This window comes from Priestia aryabhattai B8W22 (assembly GCF_000956595.1).
GTDB classification, from domain to species: domain Bacteria; phylum Bacillota; class Bacilli; order Bacillales; family Bacillaceae_H; genus Priestia; species Priestia aryabhattai.
In genome coordinates, this window is sequence record NZ_JYOO01000014.1 from 88,507 (window position 1) to 110,055 (window position 21,549).

The 21,549-nt window shown below is 39.5% G+C and carries 24 protein-coding genes; 1 reads left to right on the forward strand and 23 read right to left on the reverse strand.

Annotated features, from left to right (window positions below; translation table 11 throughout):
* Nucleotides 1–219 precede the first annotated feature (219 nt).
* The 15 genes from N178_RS12875 to N178_RS12945 all read right to left on the reverse strand — a co-directional run bounded on the left by N178_RS12875 (nucleotide 220) and on the right by N178_RS12945 (nucleotide 14,082).
* Nucleotides 220–969, reverse strand: coding sequence for an SDR family oxidoreductase (locus N178_RS12875; protein ID WP_045292639.1), 750 nt, complete (start codon nucleotides 967–969; stop codon nucleotides 220–222).
* Between the two features lie 21 nt (nucleotides 970–990).
* Nucleotides 991–1,962: a DHH family phosphoesterase gene (locus N178_RS12880; RefSeq protein WP_045292641.1), complete on the reverse strand. Its 972-nt coding sequence runs from the start codon at nucleotides 1,960–1,962 to the stop codon at nucleotides 991–993.
* A 318-nt stretch (nucleotides 1,963–2,280) separates the two neighbouring features.
* Entirely contained in the window at nucleotides 2,281–2,829 is a 549-nt protein-coding gene (gene hxlB, locus N178_RS12885) for a 6-phospho-3-hexuloisomerase (RefSeq protein ID WP_045292643.1), read from the reverse strand.
* The gene (hxlA, locus tag N178_RS12890) at nucleotides 2,829–3,464 is read right to left on the reverse strand and encodes a 3-hexulose-6-phosphate synthase (protein WP_045292645.1); all 636 of its coding nucleotides are present in this window, start codon (nucleotides 3,462–3,464) and stop codon (nucleotides 2,829–2,831) included. The genes hxlB and hxlA overlap by 1 nt, the downstream gene beginning before the upstream one ends.
* A gap of 102 nt (nucleotides 3,465–3,566) precedes the next feature.
* Nucleotides 3,567–4,577 (reverse strand): LacI family DNA-binding transcriptional regulator, encoded by a 1,011-nt coding sequence (locus N178_RS12895; protein WP_034266759.1) that lies wholly within the window; start codon nucleotides 4,575–4,577, stop codon nucleotides 3,567–3,569.
* Nucleotides 4,578–4,678: 101 nt separating this feature from the next.
* Nucleotides 4,679–5,323, reverse strand: coding sequence for a bifunctional 4-hydroxy-2-oxoglutarate aldolase/2-dehydro-3-deoxy-phosphogluconate aldolase (locus N178_RS12900; protein ID WP_045292648.1), 645 nt, complete (start codon nucleotides 5,321–5,323; stop codon nucleotides 4,679–4,681).
* A gap of 26 nt (nucleotides 5,324–5,349) precedes the next feature.
* Nucleotides 5,350–6,630, reverse strand: coding sequence for an MFS transporter (locus N178_RS12905; protein WP_045292650.1), 1,281 nt, complete (start codon nucleotides 6,628–6,630; stop codon nucleotides 5,350–5,352).
* Between the two features lie 2 nt (nucleotides 6,631–6,632).
* On the reverse strand, nucleotides 6,633–7,592 hold the full coding sequence (locus N178_RS12910) for a sugar kinase (RefSeq protein ID WP_045292651.1): 960 nt from the start codon (nucleotides 7,590–7,592) through the stop codon (nucleotides 6,633–6,635).
* Nucleotides 7,589–8,332 carry a sugar phosphate isomerase/epimerase family protein gene (locus tag N178_RS12915; RefSeq protein ID WP_045292653.1) on the reverse strand — a complete coding sequence of 248 codons (744 nt, stop codon included), beginning with the start codon at nucleotides 8,330–8,332 and terminating at the stop codon, nucleotides 7,589–7,591. Before N178_RS12915 ends, N178_RS12910 begins: the two co-directional genes overlap by 4 nt.
* Before the next feature lie 157 nt (nucleotides 8,333–8,489).
* On the reverse strand, nucleotides 8,490–9,218 hold the full coding sequence (locus N178_RS12920; RefSeq protein WP_045292655.1) for a hypothetical protein: 729 nt from the start codon (nucleotides 9,216–9,218) through the stop codon (nucleotides 8,490–8,492).
* 132 nt (nucleotides 9,219–9,350) lie between these two features.
* A complete protein-coding gene (locus tag N178_RS12925) occupies nucleotides 9,351–10,811 on the reverse strand; it encodes a phytoene desaturase family protein (protein ID WP_045292657.1) in 1,461 nt (486 codons plus the stop codon).
* Nucleotides 10,808–11,914, reverse strand: coding sequence for a glycosyltransferase family 2 protein (locus N178_RS12930; RefSeq protein WP_045292659.1), 1,107 nt, complete (start codon nucleotides 11,912–11,914; stop codon nucleotides 10,808–10,810). The genes N178_RS12925 and N178_RS12930 overlap by 4 nt, the downstream gene beginning before the upstream one ends.
* Nucleotides 11,911–12,624, reverse strand: a complete 714-nt coding sequence (locus N178_RS12935; RefSeq protein WP_045292661.1) for a lysophospholipid acyltransferase family protein — start codon at nucleotides 12,622–12,624, stop codon at nucleotides 11,911–11,913. Before N178_RS12935 ends, N178_RS12930 begins: the two co-directional genes overlap by 4 nt.
* The gene (locus N178_RS12940) at nucleotides 12,621–13,388 is read right to left on the reverse strand and encodes a carotenoid biosynthesis protein (RefSeq protein ID WP_045292663.1); all 768 of its coding nucleotides are present in this window, start codon (nucleotides 13,386–13,388) and stop codon (nucleotides 12,621–12,623) included. The genes N178_RS12935 and N178_RS12940 overlap by 4 nt, the downstream gene beginning before the upstream one ends.
* A 232-nt stretch (nucleotides 13,389–13,620) precedes the next feature.
* Nucleotides 13,621–14,082 (reverse strand): hypothetical protein, encoded by a 462-nt coding sequence (locus tag N178_RS12945; RefSeq protein WP_045292665.1) that lies wholly within the window; start codon nucleotides 14,080–14,082, stop codon nucleotides 13,621–13,623.
* A 272-nt stretch (nucleotides 14,083–14,354) separates the two neighbouring features.
* On the opposite strand from N178_RS12945, the gene N178_RS12950 reads away from it, so the two are divergent.
* Nucleotides 14,355–14,993: a HoxN/HupN/NixA family nickel/cobalt transporter gene (locus tag N178_RS12950; RefSeq protein ID WP_033579443.1), complete on the forward strand. Its 639-nt coding sequence runs from the start codon at nucleotides 14,355–14,357 to the stop codon at nucleotides 14,991–14,993.
* A gap of 255 nt (nucleotides 14,994–15,248) precedes the next feature.
* Here the strand turns inward: N178_RS12950 and N178_RS12955 are convergent, their stop codons facing one another.
* The 8 genes from N178_RS12955 to N178_RS12990 form a co-directional block, all read right to left on the reverse strand.
* Nucleotides 15,249–16,058: an urease accessory protein UreD gene (locus tag N178_RS12955; protein WP_045292667.1), complete on the reverse strand. Its 810-nt coding sequence runs from the start codon at nucleotides 16,056–16,058 to the stop codon at nucleotides 15,249–15,251.
* Nucleotides 16,055–16,669: an urease accessory protein UreG gene (gene ureG, locus N178_RS12960; protein ID WP_045292669.1), complete on the reverse strand. Its 615-nt coding sequence runs from the start codon at nucleotides 16,667–16,669 to the stop codon at nucleotides 16,055–16,057. The genes N178_RS12955 and ureG overlap by 4 nt, the downstream gene beginning before the upstream one ends.
* Before the next feature lie 39 nt (nucleotides 16,670–16,708).
* Nucleotides 16,709–17,395, reverse strand: coding sequence for an urease accessory protein UreF (locus N178_RS12965; protein WP_045292671.1), 687 nt, complete (start codon nucleotides 17,393–17,395; stop codon nucleotides 16,709–16,711).
* The gene (gene ureE / locus N178_RS12970; RefSeq protein WP_045292672.1) at nucleotides 17,388–17,834 is read right to left on the reverse strand and encodes an urease accessory protein UreE; all 447 of its coding nucleotides are present in this window, start codon (nucleotides 17,832–17,834) and stop codon (nucleotides 17,388–17,390) included. The genes N178_RS12965 and ureE overlap by 8 nt, the downstream gene beginning before the upstream one ends.
* 10 nt (nucleotides 17,835–17,844) lie before the next feature.
* Nucleotides 17,845–19,554: an urease subunit alpha gene (ureC, locus tag N178_RS12975; protein WP_045292674.1), complete on the reverse strand. Its 1,710-nt coding sequence runs from the start codon at nucleotides 19,552–19,554 to the stop codon at nucleotides 17,845–17,847.
* Nucleotide 19,555: 1 nt separating this feature from the next.
* Complete coding sequence (locus N178_RS12980; protein ID WP_045292676.1) at nucleotides 19,556–19,882, reverse strand: urease subunit beta; 327 nt, start codon at nucleotides 19,880–19,882, stop codon at nucleotides 19,556–19,558.
* 14 nt (nucleotides 19,883–19,896) lie between these two features.
* Nucleotides 19,897–20,199 carry an urease subunit gamma gene (locus N178_RS12985; RefSeq protein ID WP_045292677.1) on the reverse strand — a complete coding sequence of 101 codons (303 nt, stop codon included), beginning with the start codon at nucleotides 20,197–20,199 and terminating at the stop codon, nucleotides 19,897–19,899.
* 159 nt (nucleotides 20,200–20,358) lie between these two features.
* Nucleotides 20,359–21,399, reverse strand: coding sequence for an anthranilate phosphoribosyltransferase (locus N178_RS12990; RefSeq protein ID WP_045292678.1), 1,041 nt, complete (start codon nucleotides 21,397–21,399; stop codon nucleotides 20,359–20,361).
* Nucleotides 21,400–21,549 lie beyond the last annotated feature (150 nt).

Genomic DNA, 21,549 nt, shown 5'->3' on the forward strand with positions numbered 1-21,549 from the left:
GAGCCTCCTCGTCACTTGCGTTCCTGTGGGGTCTCATCTGTTCCGCTTTTTCCGCAGGAGTCTTCGTCGTGCCCTTCAATCAACTGCTAGAAGGAACGAAACAGGTGAAACCTACGTTCACTGTAATAAAAAAACGAACCGCTAATCAAAAATTTTGATCAAGGGTTCATTTTTTCACTTCGTCTAAAATATTTTTATCTCAGCCTTTTTTATAGATACTTAATGTTCATAAATCATCTTTCGCGTCATTCCCCCGTCTACTACGAGGTTAGCTCCTGTCACAAAATCATTTTCAGCGTTTGTTAAGTACATACACGCTCTTGAGATATCCGCCGGCGTTCCAACTCGATTAGAAGGATGCTGCGTATGATCGATTTCACGAAGGCCATCGTAGTCAGATGTCTCAATCCATCCTGGAGAAATAGCATTTACCGTGATGTTGTCATCACCAAGCGAAATGGCAAGTGCATGAGTTAAAGCAACGATGCCGCCTTTTGTAGCCGCATAGGCTTCGGTGTGAGGTTCAGACATTGTAGCTCTCGTAGAAGCTAAGTTTACAATGGAGCCTCCGCTTTCGTTTTTTCTCATCACCTTAGCTGCTTCGCGAGAACATAGAAACACGCTGCGCAGGTTCGTATTGATAATGTCATCCCATTCATCAATGGTTAGATCATACGGTGATTTCCAGCGGGAAACGCCTGCATTATTAATTAAAATATGTATCGTTCCGTACGTACTGACCGTTTTTTCAACGAGATGTAAAATGTCGCTTTCTTTTCGGACGTCTGTTTTTACAAAAATGGCTTCTCCGCCTTGTCTTTGAAGAGCCTCTGCATGACGCTCGCCTTCGATTTCGTCCACATCTGCCAATACCACTTTTGCTCCTTGTTTCGCGTATGCGCGGGATACATCTTTTCCTATTCCATTCGCAGCTCCGGTAACAACAACAACTAAATCTTTAAACGACATATCATCTCCTCCTTATACGCTTTATTCACTTTTTTCTTCGTCTTTAAACAAGTGATCCGTGACGAAAAGAGCAAACGTTTCAGCCGTTAACTTGCATCCAGAAGCTTTTGGGTGACCTCCTCCTCCAAGGTGCCCAACAATTTCTGCTAAGTTGATTTCGTCTTTTACTGCACGGAACCCAAGCTTTTGGCGTCCCATGTCCACCATAACAGAAAAGTGGATATCTTCGTTTTCTAGACACAGTGCATTTCCTAGCTCAGACTGATATGTATCTGCGAATACAATCCCTGCGTTGTACGCTGTGTTATCAATTTCAACCCTTTCTTTTATGATTTGTTTTTGTTTATCATAAATGTATTTTTCAATCTTTTTTTCTTCTGCTTCTAGTAAAATTTCGTGTTTGTCCGTAAACGTAAATTCTTGATTTTCAGTATGGTACGATTCACGAAGCGTTTCTAGAATGGTTTCTTTAAATTCTTCATGCGGGATTAGATAATATAGGTGATTAAGGCGCTTTGCTTTCAAGTTATTTTCATGGAACCAGTCCCACGTATCAAATAAGCGCACAAGTTCTACGTACTCATCAAGCAACGCCGTTTTTTGGAGCATGTTGTTGCGCACTAAGTAGTCGTAGAAAAGAGATGTAGCTGCCGTCTTTTTACCGTTTTCGTCTTCTGCAATAACATGAACCCAATCGTATTTCTCAGCTAGTGGAAGAGCAGAGATATGATGGTCAATAAGAGTGATTTGCTGGCCTTTTTTTACCAGTTCATTTAATTTTTCAGCTACTTCCTCATTTACGCTAATATCTGTTATGTATAAAGCTGTGTCTCCATCGTTTTCTTCTTCAATAAAATGCGTCACTGTGTCATTGATGCGGCCAATACTTACCGTGCTGTAATCAAAGTTGTCGTCGCCAAACGCTAACCGCCCTAATAGTGCTGGACTTACCCCGTCTAAATCGTTATGTGAAATTAATTTTATTTTTGTCATTAATCAAAACTCCTTTATTTTCAGTCGCCTTAGTATATGTACCGGCTTGTATATTATAGCAATTTCAGCATAAAAATGCTGTTATTTACTTTGAAGTGAAGTCAACGTTCAGACTTAGACTTACCTGTATCAAAAGAGAGTGGGACATAACTACATCGATTCAATCAACAGCTAGAAGCAACTACACACATGAAACCTACGCTCACCAATACCAATGAAAAAATCCGAACGAATGTGATTCTTTATCAAGAATCTCGATTCATCGTTCGGATTTTCTTTTAAATAACCTACTTTTGTTCTAGCCTCTTTCCACTTAACTTACTCTAAATTGCTGTGCTGCTTAAACGCCTGTTCATGATCCGTGTGATTCAAATTCCCGTATTCCAAGCAAATTGTATCAAACACAACGTGAGCACATTGATCAAACAATGAACCAAGCGGCTGAATAGAAGCTGCTTCATTTTCGCTTCGGTATTTGGTTGCAGCGGGAATGTGCAGCAGCTCATCAGTATGAGCAGTTAATGGTGATTCTGTACTAGCTGAAATGCCGATAACTGAACATCCTACTTCTTTGGCTTTTTTAGCTACGCTCACCACTTGCTGTGTTTTTCCTGAACCAGATACAGCCACCAATACGTCACCCGCTGCAATCGAAGGAGTAATGGTCTCTCCTACAACGTATACTGTCGCACCTAAATGCATCAGTCTCATCGCAAATGATTTGCCCATTAACCCAGAGCGACCTTCGCCTATAACAAAAATTCGTTTCGCTTGGTAAAGTGAAAACGCTACTTCTTCTATTTGCGGCTCTTTTATGTGATTCATTACGGTCGTAATTTCATGTAAAATCGTTTGTGTTTTTGTCATTATACGTTCCCCCTGCTCATAAATAAGTCTTGAAATTCAGCAGATGCCTTTGCCACATCTGCACTTTTTGTAATCGCTGATCCAATAATCGCAACGTCCGCCTTCATTTGAAGTAATGACGCTGCTGAGGCTGGATTAATTCCTCCTGCTACTGCTATTTGCGCATCTGAATGAAAATACTGCCGCAAATTTATTTGACTCAGCGATTTTCCTTCTTTTTCTTGCTCATCTTTGCTGATATGATGGCAGAAAATAGCGTTTCTATAAATACTTACTTGCTTTTGCGAGCTGCTTGACGTGTTTAATAAATCAATCATCATTTTTTTATTCCATTTTTCGCTTACATTTGCACACGTCTCTATCGTGGGTAAAGGTGATACGCCCATTACTGTTGCTATATCTGCTCCTGCTTGATAGCACATGGTAAACTCATACTCTGCGTTATCAATCGTTTTGATATCTGCTACAATCATCTTGTGCGGAAATGCCTGTTTGATTTTATAAATGCTTTCAATTCCATACTCTTTTATAAGAGATGTACCTACTTCAATCCAATCAACATAGGGTTCTGTCAGCTTGGCAAGTATAATAGCTTCTTCAATTGTGACGCGATCTAATGCTAATTGTATCTTCATATTTCTTCTCCTCACTTTCTACTAAACCGGTTTAGTAACAGCGCAAAAAAAACTAATATTTTGATGAGCTAAAAAGAGCGCGCCATAGGCGCTCTTTCTAGCTTAATGCGACAAAGTTGTTTCTCGAATAATTAATTCACACTCATACTGGTACTCTTCATAAGCTATCTTTTCTTTCAAAATTTGTTTAATAAGTAAATCTGCTGCTTTTGTTCCCATGTCAAAAGCAGGCTGCGAAATCGTGGTAACGGCAGGCGTTGCTACATCTGCGTAAGGAATATTATCATAAACAATTAAAGATAAATCATTTGGGATATTAAATCCGTGTTGTTTAATAAATTTCTGCACTTCAATGAACACTAAATCGTTTCCAGCCAGCAGCGCTGTCGGCGGATTATCGGCTGCAAATAGCTTCTCCAGCGCTTTTTGCATGTCCGCTTTTTTGCAGTTAATAATCATGAATTCATTTACAGGCATATTGGCTGATGTTAACGCTTCTTTGTACCCTTCTACACGTTCAATCCGGGGTGTAATAGTTAATGGTTCTGTAATAATCGCTATATGCTTGTGTCCAAGCTCGAGCAGATGCAAAATAGCCTGTTTTGTGGCTTCTTGGTTGTTCGCCACTACGGATGGAATTTTTCCTTTTACATCATGAATTTTACGATCCATAATAACAACCGGATATTCTTCTTTGATCATCTGCTCATAAAGAGAAGTATTGGCACCCGTTGGAAATAAAATAAGGCCATCTACTTGCTTTGCTTTTAACATATTAATATATTTCTTTTCTTTATCAGGGTCATCATCTGCGTTGCAAATGATGGCATGTATATCTTGCGAATGGCAATAGTCTTCAATGGCACGAATGACTTCAGTAGAAAATCTGTGCATAATATTTGCGACAATAATCCCGATCATCGACGTTCGCTTTTGTTTTAAGCTCCGTGCTAGATAGTTGGGCTGATAGCCCAGTGTATCAATCGCTTCTTTAATTTTCTTTCGTGTTTCTTCGCCCATATATTCATACCGCTTGTTAATGTATTGTGATACGGTGCTTTTGGAGACATTTGCTGCTTTTGCGACATCAAGCATAGTAACTTTTTGCATCATAATCCGTCCTTTTCATTCAATCCCTAAAATTATGCTACTCCTAGTGTAAACGAAAAAAACGAAAAAGGAAAAGCCTTCTTGATAGCAGAAGGCTTTATTTATTAAGCGTACGCAAGCCTAGCTTCTTGAATTTCATGAGTAAAACGTTTCGCTTCCCTTGTTACTTGAAGTAAGTATTCAGGAGTTGGAAGCTGCTTTCCATCCACTAATGTGCTTCCTGCCCCAATAGCAGCTGCTCCAGCTTTAATATAAGCGCCCGCATTTTCAGCCGTAACGCCGCCCGTTGGCATTAATGGAATGTGAGGAAGCGGTCCTGCTATATTTTTAAAATAAGCGGGACCTACCACGCTTGCCGGGAAGACTTTAATTATATCCGCGCCGCATTCATACGCTGTTAGTATTTCAGTAGGTGTAAAAGCACCCGGAACGCTAATGACTCCGTATCTTTTAGCCGTTTTAATTGTTCGCTCGTTCACCGTAGGAGAAAAAATAAATGATGCTCCTGCCATAATGGCAATTCGCGCTGTTTCTTCGTCTAGAACAGTTCCTGCTCCAATAAACATCGAGTCGGCAAATTCATTTTTCAATTCTTTAATAACCTCTACAGCAGCAGGGTTTTCCATTGTGATTTCTAGGTTTGTTACTCCGCCTTCTTTTAACGCGTAGGCAAGCGGAATAATTCGCTCAGCGCTTGCTCCTCGAATGACCGCTACAATACCGCTACTTGTAATTTTCTCAATATGCATCTTAATTCTCCTTTTCTATCGTTACATTAAGCCGTTGTTTCAACTGGCTTTACACTTTGAACTTCTCTTGGCTTTTTCGTTGCGACAATGGTTAAAACTGCCGCAAGGAATAATGATCCAGCCATAAAGATATATGAAGCGCCAAATCCTCCTGTTGATCCATTTAAAAATCCTACAATATAAGAACCGGCAAATGAACCAAGTGCGCCCATGCTATTGATTAAAGCCATCGCTCCTCCAGCAACATTACGCGGTAAAATTTCAGGAATAATCGCAAAGAACGGTCCGTACGGAGCATACATCGTTCCCCCGGCGATAACAAGTAAGGTAAAAGAAAGCCAGAAGTTGCTTGTGCCAACTAAATAAGATCCGTAAAAAGCAAGCGCTCCTACTAATAAGAACGGCCATACAAACACGCTTCGTTTTAAAAACTTATCTGATAAATATGAAACCGTTAACATTAGTACGACTGCTAATACGTAAGGAACGGATGCTAACCAGCCGGTCTTTACTATACTCATGTTAGGCGCTGCTTTAATAATAGACGGCAGCCACATAACAAATCCGTAGACGCCAATACTCCATAAAGCATATTGAATGCTCAATAAAATAACGGTGCGATTTTTGAAAGCTTCTTTATAGCCTTTAACAGGTTTGATTCCTTCTTGTTCTTTTTGCAGCGCATCGTGTAAATCTGCTTTTTCTTTTTTCGACAGCCAGCCTGCGTCTTTTGGTTCGTCGTTTACCAGTTTCCACCATAAAAACGCCCAAATAACAGCTGGAAAACCTTCTAAAATAAACATCCATCTCCAGCCAAACGATTCTAGCAAATATCCAGAAACAATCGACATCCAAAGAACGGTTGCCGGGTTTCCTAAAATTAAAAACGTGTTGGCTCTAGAACGTTCTGCTTTTGTAAACCAGTGGCTTAAAAACACTAGCATAGCAGGCATAACGGCACTTTCAACTACCCCTAAAGCAAATCGAATAACAAACAAAAACCCGACGTGGCTTACCATACCCGTAGCTGTAGCGAGTGCTCCCCATAAAATCAGAGACCAAAAAATCAGCTTTTTGGCACTTTTATTTTCAGCATAGTGAGCGCCTGGAATTTGGAAAAAGAAATAACCTAAGAAAAAGAGCGATCCTAATAAAGACGAAATACCTGGCGTAATATGAAGATCTTCTGCCAGCCCTGCCGCTGCTCCAAACCCATAGTTTGCACGGTCTAAATATGCAAGGCTATACGTAATAAATACGATAGGAATTAACCGAAGCCATCTTTTTTTTGCTAGCTGCTGTTTCATTATCACTTCACTCCTTGTTTTTGGGATTCCATATATTTTTGCAACTGCTGTTCAGTTGGATATCCGTCATTATCTCCAGGGCTTTGTACAGCTAATGATCCAATAGCATTTGCTCTCATGACAGATTGAGTAAGAGAATCATTTTGAAGAAGTCCGCTTAACAGCCCTACTGCAAAGCCGTCTCCTGCACCGACTGTATCCACTATTTGATTCACTTTTATTCCTTCAACCATTCCTTGCTCTCTTGCTGTCTTAAAGAAGGCTCCTTGTTCACCTAGTTTAATAACGACAAGCTCTACGCCTGCATCTAAATAGTAAGAAGCGATATCTTCTGGATTTTTGTATCCGGTTAAAATTTTCCCTTCTTCAATGCCTGGCAGAACGTAGTTTGCTTGTTTAGCAGCTTCGTTGATTGTAAAAATCATTTCTTCCTTCGATGTCCAAAGAGTCGGTCGCAGGTTCGGGTCAAAGGAAACCGTTCTGCCAGCTGCTTTCATCGAGGTAAGCGCGTGTAGAGAAAATTCACGCATGCTTGCTGACACAGCAAGCGGTATTCCTGTCATATGCATATGTTTTGCCGATAAAAAATAGTTTCGATTAAAATCGCTTGGGTGCAAGTGACTGGCTGCTGAATTTTTTCGGAAGTAACAAACTTCCGGATCTCCCACTTCCACTTTTGATTTAATTTGAAAGCCTGTTGAATATTCGCTATCTACTAGTACACAATCGGTGTTGACCGACTCCTCTTGTAGCCGTTTCATAATAAACGTACCGAAAGGATCGTTGCCGACTTTGCTCACCCACCCTGCGCGCAGACCGAGACGAGCGAGACCAATTGCTACATTTGTTTCTGCTCCGGCTAGCTCTTTTGTATAATGCTTAATCTCATACAGCGGTCCTGGTTGTTCTGCCATGAACATCGCCATTGCTTCTCCGAAGGTAATAACGTCTAATGAATTCATTGCACTTCCTCCTGTTCTGCTGCTTGCACCAATGAAATGAAGCGGGGGATTTGTTCCGGTTCATCGATTGGAAACTCTAAAGCTTTAAAAATCGAATGAGAAAACCCTTTCAAAATATCTTTCCACATTTCATTTGAACCGTTTGATATAGAGGTTGTTACTAGCTTTCCGCTATTTTTTATTACGTGTTTAATATGAATATAGCCTACAAATGACCTTAGCTTTTTGATTGCTTCCTCAGGTCGTTCCTGTACATAAAGCCAGTTACCAATATCAAACGTCATGGAAACAGGAATTTCGTAAGCGTTATCAAAAAATGCGTGCAGAGATGCTATGTTGCCTCCATAACTAGTTTGATCGTTTTCCACAAATAGATGTAAAGCTGGAAATGCCTGCAATAGCTCCTGCAATTCTCCTATAGGTGATTGTGGCTGATAAAAACCAAGAGAAACTTTTACCCACTGAGCGCCAAGTGATACGGCTTCTTCAAGAATAGATTTTAATTCTTGTTTGTTTAACTCTCCCTTTTCTTTCCACAGTTCGATTGGAGCCGAATATACTGTAAAAAGCGGATATCTTTTTAATTCTTCGGCAATAAGCTCAATCTCTTGATCTACTTTTTTCATTAACTCTCTTCGAATTTCCACTCCATGTACTTGCTGTTCATATATTCTCCCAATCATGGTGTGCTGAGAGCTTGTCGTTTCAAATGCATTTAAAGGAATAATGATATGATTCATAAATCGACCTACCTTTCTTATTATACTAGCTAACCACTTACTAAACCGGTTTAGTAAATCGATTTATCTAAATTATAAAACTATTGAAAGCGCTTTTCAAGTTTTTTTTATAAATTATAAAAAAAAGAAACAACACAGCGTTATGCCGTGTTGTTTCTTAATGATCCTCTGTGCTTTTTACTAAATTGCGATCTTGTTGATAAATATCATAGATTAAGAAACTAAAACCATAGTACAAGACCATGATTACAACTGACTTTGTCATGATAAATAAAGCGCCTAGCCCGATACCAACTAACAGCGTCTGGACACTCAAACGGTCACGCTGAAAAGCTAGCTGTGATAGGAAATAACCAATACCAATTAAAATAGCCAACACCCATGTATTTTGAATGGCTAATACATAGTGACTATATAAATAAAAGCTAGGAAAATAGACGGTGCTTTCTACGAAGCTGGAAATACCGCTGTATGCAAGCCACCACTTTTGCTCTCTTTCTGTTTTAGGAACGGTTGCCTCAATTGACGTGGGCATCTCCTGTTCCACAAAAACCGTTTCTCCATGATCTTTCATCCATTGAAGCATAATGGAAAGAATAATAAAGCCTGCAAAGATTAAAAGCAGCAAATATTCAATCCACGCTGGATACGGAGCCGTCCGGTGAATCGTATCTAGATATACTCCCTGCAACCCTAACATAGAAACTGGAACCGCATGGTATACCATCACCGCAATATAAAATAGTAAAATTAGCACATAAAAAAAGAACTGTTCTTTGTAGTAGCGAATTTTTTTGCCTTCTGAAGCAATTCGCTTAACAGTCACGCTCTCCAAGTACGGACGAATAATGCTTATGATAATAATAAGACACGTAAATACAATCATATAGTTATGTAATCACCTTTTCAACTTCGTTATGTAACATGTTTTTCCATCCGCAAGAACAGGTGGTTAACAGCCTCTGTCCTTTCTTATAGTACCAAAAAACTAAACTTTTTGACAATCCTGATTTATCAATTAGGAAGAGGAAATAAGCGTAGCTACATTGATGCCGCTAATTGTGACCATAGGAGACCCTCCGCCTGGATGAGTCGTTCCTCCTACAAAATATAAGTTTTTAACATCTTTTGAGACGTTGCTTGGGCGAAGAAAACTATCCATTTTCCGGTTTGAACTTACTCCATACAAAGCGCCTTTAAATGCCCCAAACGTTTGTTCAATTTGATATGGAGTAACAATTCGTTCATGTACAAGCGAGGGCTCAATATCTAAACCAAACTGAGAAAGCTTGCGATAGACAACTTCTCTGTAAGCTTTCATTTCTTCTTGATTCTCTTCTTTTACAGCAGGGGCATTTACTAAAATAAATAAATTGTCACCCGGAGCTACCTTGTTATCGGTATATGAAGAATTACAAACGTAAATTGTAGGGTCAGTTGGAAGCGTTTTTTGCTGAAATAGCTCATAGAATTCCTGCTTGTAATTCTGAGAAAAGTACACTTGATGATGAATCAGCTGAGAAAAGCGCTTCTTAACTGCTGCCATAATTACATAGGCTGATATGGAAGGCTCAAATTCAGCTGCTTTTTTGTTTTTAAAATGAGGTCTATCCTGCTCTTTTACGAGTGCCGGATAGGCTTTTAGCAAGTCTCCGTTTACAATAACGATATCCGCGTCTATCTTTTCTTCTCCATTTACTTCCACTCCGACAGCTCGCTTATTTTTTACTACTATTTCAGTAACGCTGCAGTTTGTATACAGCTTTCCTCCGGCTTTTTGGAACACATGCCCCAGCCCTTTTGCAATTCTAGTATTTCCTCCTTTTACATAGTACACCCCATCATTCATTTCTAAGTGTCCAATCAGTGAAAACGTAGCGGGCGATGTATAAGGTGAAGATCCGATATAGGTTGCATATCGATTAAATGCATTTCGAATGTTTTCGTTTCGAAAAAAACGCTGATGAAACGTATCTACTGTTTCAAACGGCCTTACTTGCAGCAATGCTTTTAATAGAGAAGGGTTTGTGTAATCTTTCCACGATGAAAATGTCCGGTAGAAAAATTGACTTTTTGCAATGTCGTATATTCTTTTTACTTCTTTTAAATAGGCCGGGTATTGCTCCGCAGCAAAGGGATCGAGACGTTCAAGCTGCTGAATCATTTTTCGTTCATCGATAGACATGGAAAATTGTGAGCCATCGGTAAAAAAATTATTTGTATGATGCGTTAGTTTGACAAGAGGCATATAGTCTTCTGCACGTTCGCCCGCTTGCTCAAATAACCACTGAAAAACTTCTGGCATTGTAATGGTATTAGGCCCGAAATCAAAAGAATATTCTCCTAGCTGCACAGGCATCATTTTTCCTCCTACGTGCTCGTTTTTTTCCACGATTGTGACATCGAACCCTTTTGTTTGAAGAAGAACTCCTGCAGCTAATCCGCCTAATCCTGCCCCGACAATTAGTACTTTTTTCATTGATAATGCCTTCCTTTCCATTCATATCCCTGCTTTTTTCGTTCACGCTTCATAGAATGGTTCATCAGCAGCATCAGCACAATTGCCGACGCCGGCATAGTAAGAAACAAAAGCCCTTTTTGCTGAGCTGACCGGTCAATTAAAAACCGCTGAAAAAGCATAATGCAAAAAGGAAGAATCCAAAGCATGTTGCCTGTGAATATTCCGGCTATAAAAAAAGGAAGCGGCAGCACATAGTAACAGGTAAAAAAAATGCTCAGTACCCAAACTGCTTTAGCGGATCGGCCTAGACCCACAAAGATATTTTTAGCAAACCCATTCCATACTTCTTCAGTTGTTTCATACATATGACAGCTAACGTGAGACGTAATATTGGCCAAAATAACGCGCTGTTTCTTTTGCTTAAAAAGCTGGGCTAGATGCACATCTTCTACTAGTGAAGATTTAACAGCTTCATGTCCTCCTGCGATCTCATAAGCTTCTTTTTTTATAAACATAAAAGCACCGTGAGCTGCTGAAGCTTTGCTCATCTTGTTACGGTTCGCTACGACAACCGGTAAATAACTAAAAACAACAACATGCTGCAGAGGAACAACCAATGCTTCTAACCACGTTTTTACGGGAAAACGTGGGAAACCTGTTAAAAGAGCGGCTTTTGTCGCTTGTGCTGTGGCTAAAGTATGTTCTAGCGTGCGTTCTTTGAGCTGTACATCGGCATCTACAAATAATAAATAGTCTCCATTTGCAGCTTGCGACAGCTGGTGACAGGCATGAACTTTTCCGACCCAACCCTCTCTCAGCGCTTTTCCTTCTATGATGGTAAACCTCGGATCGCCGTGAATTTCTTTCAACAGCTCTGTTCGTGTTTCATCTGTGGACTGATCGTCTAGTATGACACATTCTAGATTGCTATACGTTAATCCTTTAATAGAAGAAATGATTCGCTTTACATTTCGTTCTTCGTTTCGCATTGGAATCAAAATAGAAATGAGAGGCTGAGGGGTTTTAGAATCCGGCTCGTATCTTTTTAATTTAGGCATTGCTTGAATATTTACAATGGTTAGAAGCAGCATAAAAATAAATAAAAGCATATAGTAAATCATTCTTTCACCTTCGCTTTCCACCACGTTAACCACTCGCTAAGCGTCTTTCGGCCTTTTAATAAAGTCGTAAATTCCTCGTCGTTTTTTTGAATGATTTTTTGTTTTTGATGGTCGAGCTGAGCAGTGACTGTACCGGCTAGCGTTTTGGTTATATCTTCTCTTACATTGGCTGAGTCGTAAAAAACAGCTTGCCCTACCCAGATAAAAAGCTCCGGTCGCTGATCATGGCAAAACGTATAATAATATGTAATGGGAATAACTTCAACGTCGGGTTGCTTTTTTAGAAGAAAAGCAGGCCCTTCAGAAAAAGCTAACGGCCTTTTCTCAAGATGCTCTTCTTTACCTTGAGGAAAAATAAGCACTGTTTTTTTCTCTTCTAACAGCTTGCTGGCAAACCTTAACGATTCCACTATATGCTTCGGAGACGCTGCATTTACTGAAAAAGCCCCGATTCGTTGAAAAAAAGAAAAATCCTTCATTCCTTGTTCAGACATCATAGCGTATAGATCTGTTTTTAATACCGCGTTATTTAAATAAAATGTCACTAAACCGTCCCACCAGCTGGAATGATTAGCAATTAATAACATTTTTTTATCTTTTGGGAGCTCTTCTATATGTAAATGAATACGATAAAACTGTTTTTTGAGCTGATATGTGACAAACAGTTGAAAAAAGCGCTCAAATATTGAGTTTTTCTTCGGATAAATCATAAGCGAGTCTCCTTTTTATACACAATATAAAGAATAAGAAAAGGAAGCATCGTCAGCCATACCACAAGCCACAGGCCATTTACTAACGCTACAATTACAAACATCATGACGACTGCACTATACAAAAACACCATTCTTCTTTCCCATACCGGCTCTTCTTCTTTAGGAACCTTAGCTAAAAAGAAATATACGACCAGCTGAATGAAGAAAGACAGTAAAAACCAGCCGGAGAAATTGGATAAAGGAATATTATAATAAAAGCTGTCCCCTTCCCACACCCAATATTGCTTAACAACATAGGCAACGGGATCAATAGCCAAATCCATAATAACAGCAAATAGCGAACTAATGACCGCATAGGCAATTCCATGGACAATAAACGGCAGCTCCATACGCTTCATAATTCCGAGAGCTAATATTCTGCTTGTGATTACGACCATAAACCAAGCCGATCCAATGGTCAGAGGAACGCCCAAGATTTTGGCGCCAAAATCTTTTTCATAATCGTAGGATCCAAATAAAAATCCATATTTAACACCTAGACTTTCGACATAAATAGATGCGCCTGTCACAAATACCGCAACGACCAGTGCCCGCTTTACTCCATAGGCCTTAGCTAGATAAATAAGAGCAAGAAGACTGCTCAAGTGTAAAAAAACAGCATTTGCCCATTCTAACCATGAAGGCAGCAAATCAAAGGAAAGCAAAACGACTCCGCATACGTACCAAACAAGAAAAAAACGATAAATACCATTTGTAATCATCGATTCACCTTCTCTCCAACTTCTTTTTATTAAGTTGCTATTATATAAGCTTGTACACATTCTCTCCATTTTCAATGTGCTCTTTTCTACGAGTAAAACGTACTCTCTTAAGATTATGTAAAAATAGCCACTGTTAGTACGTTCCCTAAATAAGAGACTTTATTACTTATTTATAAACAAAAATAAAATAAACGTCCATTAAAATCTACGGATGAATAGATTGAAATGACGTTTATTTTTTCTTATGTATATACACTTCTAATAGCTTTTTGGCAATGAGTCCAATAACCAGTCCCGGTACAACAGACAGCATAGGGAGCCAAATTGGGCCTATAAAAACACCGTTGATGGTTGTCACTGAGGAATACATAATGCCTACTGTAACAAAATAAGCACAGGAGACAAAAGGAATAAATGTAAATCTCGATGCGCCATTTTCTGCTTCTTTAACAGCATCCCAAATTGCAAAAAAATATAAACATGGATAAAACATTAACCACTGCATGTTCATTACCTCTAGGGATTGTCTTGTTTCCCCTAAAAAGCTTAAGCGAATGCCTTCATTAAAATTTGCGCCCATATTAATGAGAAATTCAAGTACAATAAACAAAATTCCTTTTATATGTTTTTTGTTTAGTAATTGTCCAAAGCCCGGCAACGCAATGCTCCATAAAAGAGCTTCTAGTCTAGTCACGTTCTATCCTAACATTTTGACTTATAAAAGAACTCCACAGCATGATATCAGTAGAAATTTTGTCCATAGTTATCAACCTCACAATAATTTACTTATAGTTTTTGTAAATGTAAAATTTTTATACTACATCTTCTTTAATATTTGTAACTTATTGTAAATTGATAAATGGTTTAGCTATTCGATCAGATATCTTTGTTTAGAATTTTCTGTTTATTAAAACAAAAGCGTGCGATATACTAGTTTTATACGTACGAAAGGATGAGAAAGCTGACATGGAAACAAGTTTTTTTTCAATTTTAATACTAGGGTTTTTTTTAGGAATCAAGCATGCTCTAGAACCAGATCATATTATCGCTGTATCAACCATTGCTTCAAAAAGTAAAAAGCTGTGGCGCTCTTCGCTTGCAGGAGTATACTGGGGGATTGGTCATACGCTTACGCTGTTTATTTTTGGCATGATTTTAATAGTGTTAAAAAGCAGTATTTCTGAACGCATGAGCATGTCGCTTGAATTTTTAGTGGGCATTATGCTCGTTTACCTCGGTTTTACATCGTTTCTGTCTTACAAAAAACAAGTGCATACGCATCACGAAAAAACGTCTTACTTAAAGTCATTAGGCATTGGCTTTGTTCATGGACTGGCCGGAAGCGCAGCGATGGTTGTAGTAACGATGAGCACCGTTACTCACGTATGGCAAGGTGCTCTATATATTATCATTTTTGGAATCGGCACTTGTCTTGGCATGCTGTTATTTACAACGGTTATTGGGATTCCATTCGTTACAACTAAAAAGCAAGTGACGTTAAATCGCTGCTTAATGCAGGTAACAGGCGCTGTCAGCATTATATTTGGCCTTTATTATATGTATAATTTAGGTGTAAGCGACGGATTATTTAGTCTGTGGTTTTAACAGAGAATGAAACATAATGAAAACAATTCAATCTAAAGACGAATAAGTAGGATAAATGATCTGGACTGCTTGTTCCACAGCTGTTGATTTCTGTGCAAAACGCCGCTTTGTCCTCTAATCAACGGCTAGAAGGAACTACATACAGGAAACCTACGTTCACCCTACTAATAAAAAAATCCGAACGAATTTGATTCTCTATCAAGAGTCCAGCTCGTTCGGATTTTTCTTCAACTACTATACTTTTGTACAGGCACTTTAATACTTACGCAAAAGTGATACTTCAGCTTTTAATAACTCCTGCCGGAACAACCCGTATACTTTGGCGATTATCTCTTCAACTTTTTGTGTACTAGCAGCTAGTATTCGAATAGCACATCCGGAAATCGGAAGTGCGGAAGCTCCTGCTTTACAGACTGCCTCTTCGCACAGCTGATGTACTTTCGCTATAAATGCGTCGTCGGCGTTTGGATGAACAATGATAATCGATCCAAAATGAGTATACCCTTCCATTTTCATCATGCCGCGCAAATGGTTTTCTGGATTCAAGTATAAGTGATCGTATACCTTCAGCTGCTTGTTTACATACAGTTTAAGCTTGGAACGCATAGAGGTATATTGAAACAGCTGCCCATCCGGCGACCACCCCGGGGTGATGCTGTCGCACATAAATAAAGCAGCGTTTTCTGCCATATGAACCGTTATTTCTTGGACAAATGCAGCATTTTCATACAAAATAAGCGGGTCTGGTATATATTCCATGATGGATTGTTCTTCAAGGGTTATATAAGTTTCTTGTAAAACAGCTTCGTTCGGTGTTTTGTACACCTTTGTCGCAGATTGAGTAGTAGCCGTCAGCTGAGCATTTTTCTCTACCGTTATCATCGTTTTATATTTGTCTCCGCTCACGTATCCTCCGCCTACGTGAAGCATATAAACAAAAGGTGATTCAGGAGTCATGTAAATAGGTCTGGCAACTTTGAAAGCACCGTAATGGTACGTATCTTTAATAACGGTTCGCTTACTGTTTCTTTCTGCTCGAAGCTCTAAATAACCCGTGTAGCTCATGATTCAAGGCCGATTAAAAAGGCCTCTTTTTTAATCCATTCTATCACTTGGTCGAGCCCTTTATCTTCTTTTAAATTGGTGAAAACAAAAGGCTTGTGCCCTCTCGCTTGAATTGTATCTTTTTTCATTACTTCTAAACTGGCTCCTACATACGGGGCTAAATCTGTTTTGTTGATAATGAATAAATCAGATTTAATCATTCCTTGACCGCCTTTACGCGGGATTTTTTCCCCTTGTGCTACGTCAATGATATAAATCGAAAAATCAACGAGCTCTGGGCTAAACGTTGCGGCTAAATTATCTCCTCCGCTTTCTACAAAAATAAGTTCAACATCGGGGTGACGTTCCACTAACTCATCGATCGCAGCAAAGTTCATAGACGCATCTTCTCGAATAGCCGTATGAGGACATCCTCCTGTTTCTACTCCTACGATACGATTTTCCGGTAAAATACTGTTTTTTACTAGAAACTGTGCATCTTCTTTTGTATAAATATCGTTTGTAACGACTGCCATACTGAGCTGTCCTTCTAGTGCACGCGTTAATCGTTCTACTAACATTGTTTTCCCTGCACCAACAGGTCCACCAATTCCAATTTTAATTGCATTCATTTTTTACGCCTTCATCGTTAGAAGGCCTTCCCCCCTTTTTTATGACATGAACAATCGGACATGCAATTGTTCATGCTGCATTTGAGCAATTTCTAACCCCGGTGTCACGGCACCAAATTCCTCTTGATCTGCTTGCAAAATATGCTGAAGCGCGTGCTGCAGCAGCGGCTGAAAAAGAACGAGCGTTTTTTGCCCATCCGTTTGGCCGATTGGTATGCCGCGGACTGCATTCTGAATTAAAGAAGAGATGCTAGCGTATAAGTGACTTAAAATTGCTTCTTCTTTCGTAATGTTTAACTGCAGGCTGGCTAATGCAAATACAACAGCAGGATGTCCGTACGCCTTCTTTGCTTTTACTTCACTCATATATTTTTCTAAATAAGAGCCTTGAAATAACTCTAAGCAAAGCTTTAACATGCGCTGGCCCACCCGTCTTGTCCCTTCTCTTGTTTCTTTTGACAAAGCAAGAGCGTATAGTTCATGATCAATTCTCATAATTTCGTTAAACTGGTCATGAGCAGCATACTCATAAGCCAGCCTGCATGCTAAGCCGTCCGTATACGTCAGCTGAACATCAAGGTATGTACGAAGCGCTTCTTGAAAGGTCTCTGTGTTGTAAATTTGATTTCGCTGAATATACGTTTCAAAACCAAACGAATGCGAAAATGCACCCGATGGGAAATTTGAATCACATAGCTGAATCAGCGAAAGCAATGAATTAGTCATGACTATGTCCGATATGCTTAAAAGCTTGTTTTACTTTTCTTTTTTCGCGCTTATAGGGAATATCGAGTTGCTGAAGCAATTCTTCGACTAAATAATCGTACTGTACGAGCATGTCTCCACCTTCAAACTGTGCTGGCAAATGTCGGTTGCCAAGCTGATGAGCAATTTCTCCCATTTGCTGAATATCAATCGGCTGAATGGTTAAAATATCGTCTGCTACCACCTGAACAACAATCATATTGCTTTCATCCATAAACAGCACGTCGCCATCAGTGAGCTCGCGATTTTCTTTCAGGCGAATTCCTAGTTCCTTACCGTGATCTGTTACAACGCGCTGAACGCGTTTTACTAAGCGGTCACTTTCGATATATACCTTTTCTATATGCGGAGCCCGTTTTTCTAATGTTGCTATATTTCCGATAATTTTTTCGATTACCATTTTTTTCACCTCAAAATAAAAAGTATCGCTGCGCCATAGGCACAACTTCTGCTGCTTCACATGTAATCATTTGTCCATCTACTTTTACTTCGTACGTTTGGGGATCAACTTCAATTTTAGGCATTTCCCCATTTAACTTCATATCTGTTTTTTTTAATTGACGAATATTTTTAACCGGTTTAAGCAGCTTTTGTAACCCAAGTTTCTCGCCCACTTTGTTCTCGTACGCTGCTTTTGACACAAACGTAAAAGAAGTTTTAGCTCTTGCTTTTCCATAAGAAGCAAACATCGGACGGTATAAAACCGGCTGCGGGGTTGGAATTGAAGCGTTAGGGTCTCCCATTAAGCTGTGAGCAATTAAACCACCTTTTACAATCAAGTCAGGCTTTATTCCAAAAAACGCTGGCTCCCATAGGACTAAGTCAGCTATTTTCCCTGTTTCTACCGATCCTACGTATTCGGAAATTCCATGAGCGATAGCTGGATTAATCGTATATTTAGCTACATAGCGTTTGACACGTGCGTTATCGCCTACTTCGCTGTCACCATCAAGTTTTCCTCGCTGCTTTTTCATCTTATCAGCTGTTTGCCACGTTCGTGTAATCACTTCTCCTACACGTCCCATTGCTTGAGAATCTGAAGAAATCATACTGAATACCCCTAAATCATGTAAAATATCTTCAGCTGCAATCGTTTCTTTGCGAATACGGGAATCAGCAAAAGCGATGTCTTCTGGTACAGCGGGATCAAGATGATGACAGACCATGAGCATATCTAAATGTTCTTCAAGCGTGTTGACCGTATAGGGTCTTGTTGGATTAGTTGATGATGGAAGTACGTTTGGAAAGCTTGCCATTTCCATAATATCAGGTGCATGTCCGCCTCCAGCCCCTTCAGTATGATAGGTATGAATGACGCGATCACCAATTGCTGCAATCGTATCTTCAACAAAACCGCCTTCATTTAAAGTATCTGTGTGAATCGCAATTTGAACATCGTACTCATCTGCTACCTGCAGGCTTGTGTCGATGGCAGATGCCGTGGTTCCCCAGTCTTCATGAAGCTTTAGTCCAATCGCTCCTGCTTCAATTTGTTCGATTAAAGGCTCTTTGGCACTTGCATTTCCTTTTCCTAAAAAGCCAATATTCATTGGAAATGCTTCGGCAGCTTCAAGCATTCGTTCAATATGCCACGCCCCGGGTGTACAAGTAGTAGCTTTTGTTCCTGTAGCGGGTCCGGTTCCTCCTCCGATCATTGTGGTCACGCCAGAGGCAAGAGCGGTTTCAATTTGCTGCGGACAAATGAAATGAATATGCGCATCAATACCGCCGGCGGTTACAATTTTCCCTTCAGCTGCAATTACTTCCGTACTCGCACCAATGACGATGTCTACTTCATCCATCAACAGGGGATTACCCGCTTTTCCAATAGTTTGAATGAGTCCATCTTTTATTCCAATATCTGCTTTATATATGCCTCTATAATCAACGATAATAGCATTTGTCAACACTAAGTCCGCTGCTTCACTTCGCGTTGCAAGAGGATGCTGTCCCATTCCGTCACGAATCACTTTTCCTCCGCCAAACTTTACTTCATCTCCGTAGGTTGTGAAATCTTTTTCAATTTCAATAAATAGCTCTGTGTCTGCTAAACGAACAGCATCTCCAACCGTTGGTCCAAACATATCTGCATACTGACGTCGCGACATTTGAAAACTCATCTTATACATCTTCCTTTCTATCAGAAAGCGATTTGTTTGTTTTATTGTTCAGGCCATAAATTTCTTTTGTTCCGGAGAAAGCAACCAGCTCTACTTCTTTTGCATCACCCGGCTCGAAGCGAACGGCTGTACCAGCCGGAATATTTAAATGATAGCCAAGCGCAGCTTCGCGGGGGAATTCGAGTGCCGCATTCACTTCAAAAAAATGAAAGTGGGACCCTACTTGAACAGGGCGGTCTCCTCTATTGATTACAGTCACGCTAATCGATTTTTTTCTGTTATTACATGTGATCGGTTCTTTTTTTAAGACGTATTCCCCTGGAATCATATCTTTCCCTCCTCTTAACGAATTGGATCATGAACAGTGACGAGCTTGGTTCCGTCTGGAAAGGTCGCTTCCACTTGAATATCATGAATCATTTCCGGAACACCTTCCATTACATCTTCTCGTTTTAAAATCTTGGTGCCTTCTCGCATTAGCTGTGCTACCGTCTTGCCATCACGGGCTCCTTCCATAATTTCATATGTAATAATAGCTACTGCTTCAGGATAATTAAGCTTTAATCCTCTTGTTTGACGGCGTCTTGCCAAGTCGGCAGCTACGACAATCATTAATTTTTCTTGTTCTCGCGGCGTAAGTTTCAATGGAAGCTTCCTTTCTCCTAATCTATTTTCTAGTTCACATCAAATGTTATATTTTCTAACATAAATATAACTAATTATAATAAATTTTCTGATAAAATACAAAGAATTTATCTCTTCCGATAAAAAAAGATGAGCTTTTTTGCTCATCTTTTATACTTCTCAAATCTCTTGTTTTTTCCATTTCTGCAGGTGTTTCCATCCTAGACCTTCAGCTAGCTGATGTTTTGCATAGTCTATTCCTTTTTCAATAGATCCTTCATAGCCAAATAGATAATAGCGCAAGCCGGCATTTAGCACTACTTGATTATAGACGTAAGTCAGTTCGGAAGAAGCTTCACCTTCTAGAATGCGCGTTACATATTCCGCTTGTTTTTCAACACTTATCTTCTTTTCAAAATGCTCTTCTTCCACGAACAGTCCGTACTCTTTTGGATTGACAATAAACGACTCCATCTCTCCTTCTGAGATAGTAAAAACAAAGCTGCTTCTATGTACAGGTACATCTTCAGATCCTTCTATCCCTTGCACCACGTATACGTGTTTGAAAGGAAGCGAAGCAAAAATGGGCACAATTTTGTTAATGGCCGTGCGATGAAAAGCACCCATCATTAAAGAAGAAGCATTCGATAAATTTAATAATTTTTCAACCGTATTAATTAGCGTCCTGACACCAATTTCATGACGAATTTGTTTGATGCGACTAAGAGGATAAGAGATTGTTTCGGCATTGACAAAACCAATTTTTAACGTTTCAAACACATGACCGATGTTTTCAATCGTTTGAGCTTGAGGAATCTGTAACGAATGAAGTACGTCTTCAATCGTTGTTCCAAACTTTGGAGGAAGAGCTTCTGTACAGTGTAAAAAAGCAGGCACACCTCTTTCCGCTAATAAAATCGATACAGGAATGGTCGCAAAAAATGAATTTCTCCCTGCATAGGGACTTGCAAAATCAATTGATTTATCTTTTAACGGCTGAGACAGCGGTATTTCTTTTGTTTTTTCACGAAAAGCATGAACGAACCCTAACAGTTCATCTGCATTTTCAGTTTTAATGCGTTCGGCGATAAAAAAAGCAGCGATCTGAGCATCCGTAGCTTGCCCAGAAGCAATTAAGCGAGCCGCTTCTTTTGCTTGTTCATACGTTAAGTCAGTTGATCCTCTTTTTCCCCGCGCTATTTCTTTGATAAATTGCTGCATATCGTACACTTCCTTTTTAACTGAATATTTGTACATTGTATCACATATTTTCTTTGTTCCTTAGATTATCTTCTATCAGGTACGCAAACTGCTAAAAAATATGAAATTAAAGGAAAAGTACTAGTTCTTTTATAACCTAATATAGTATAA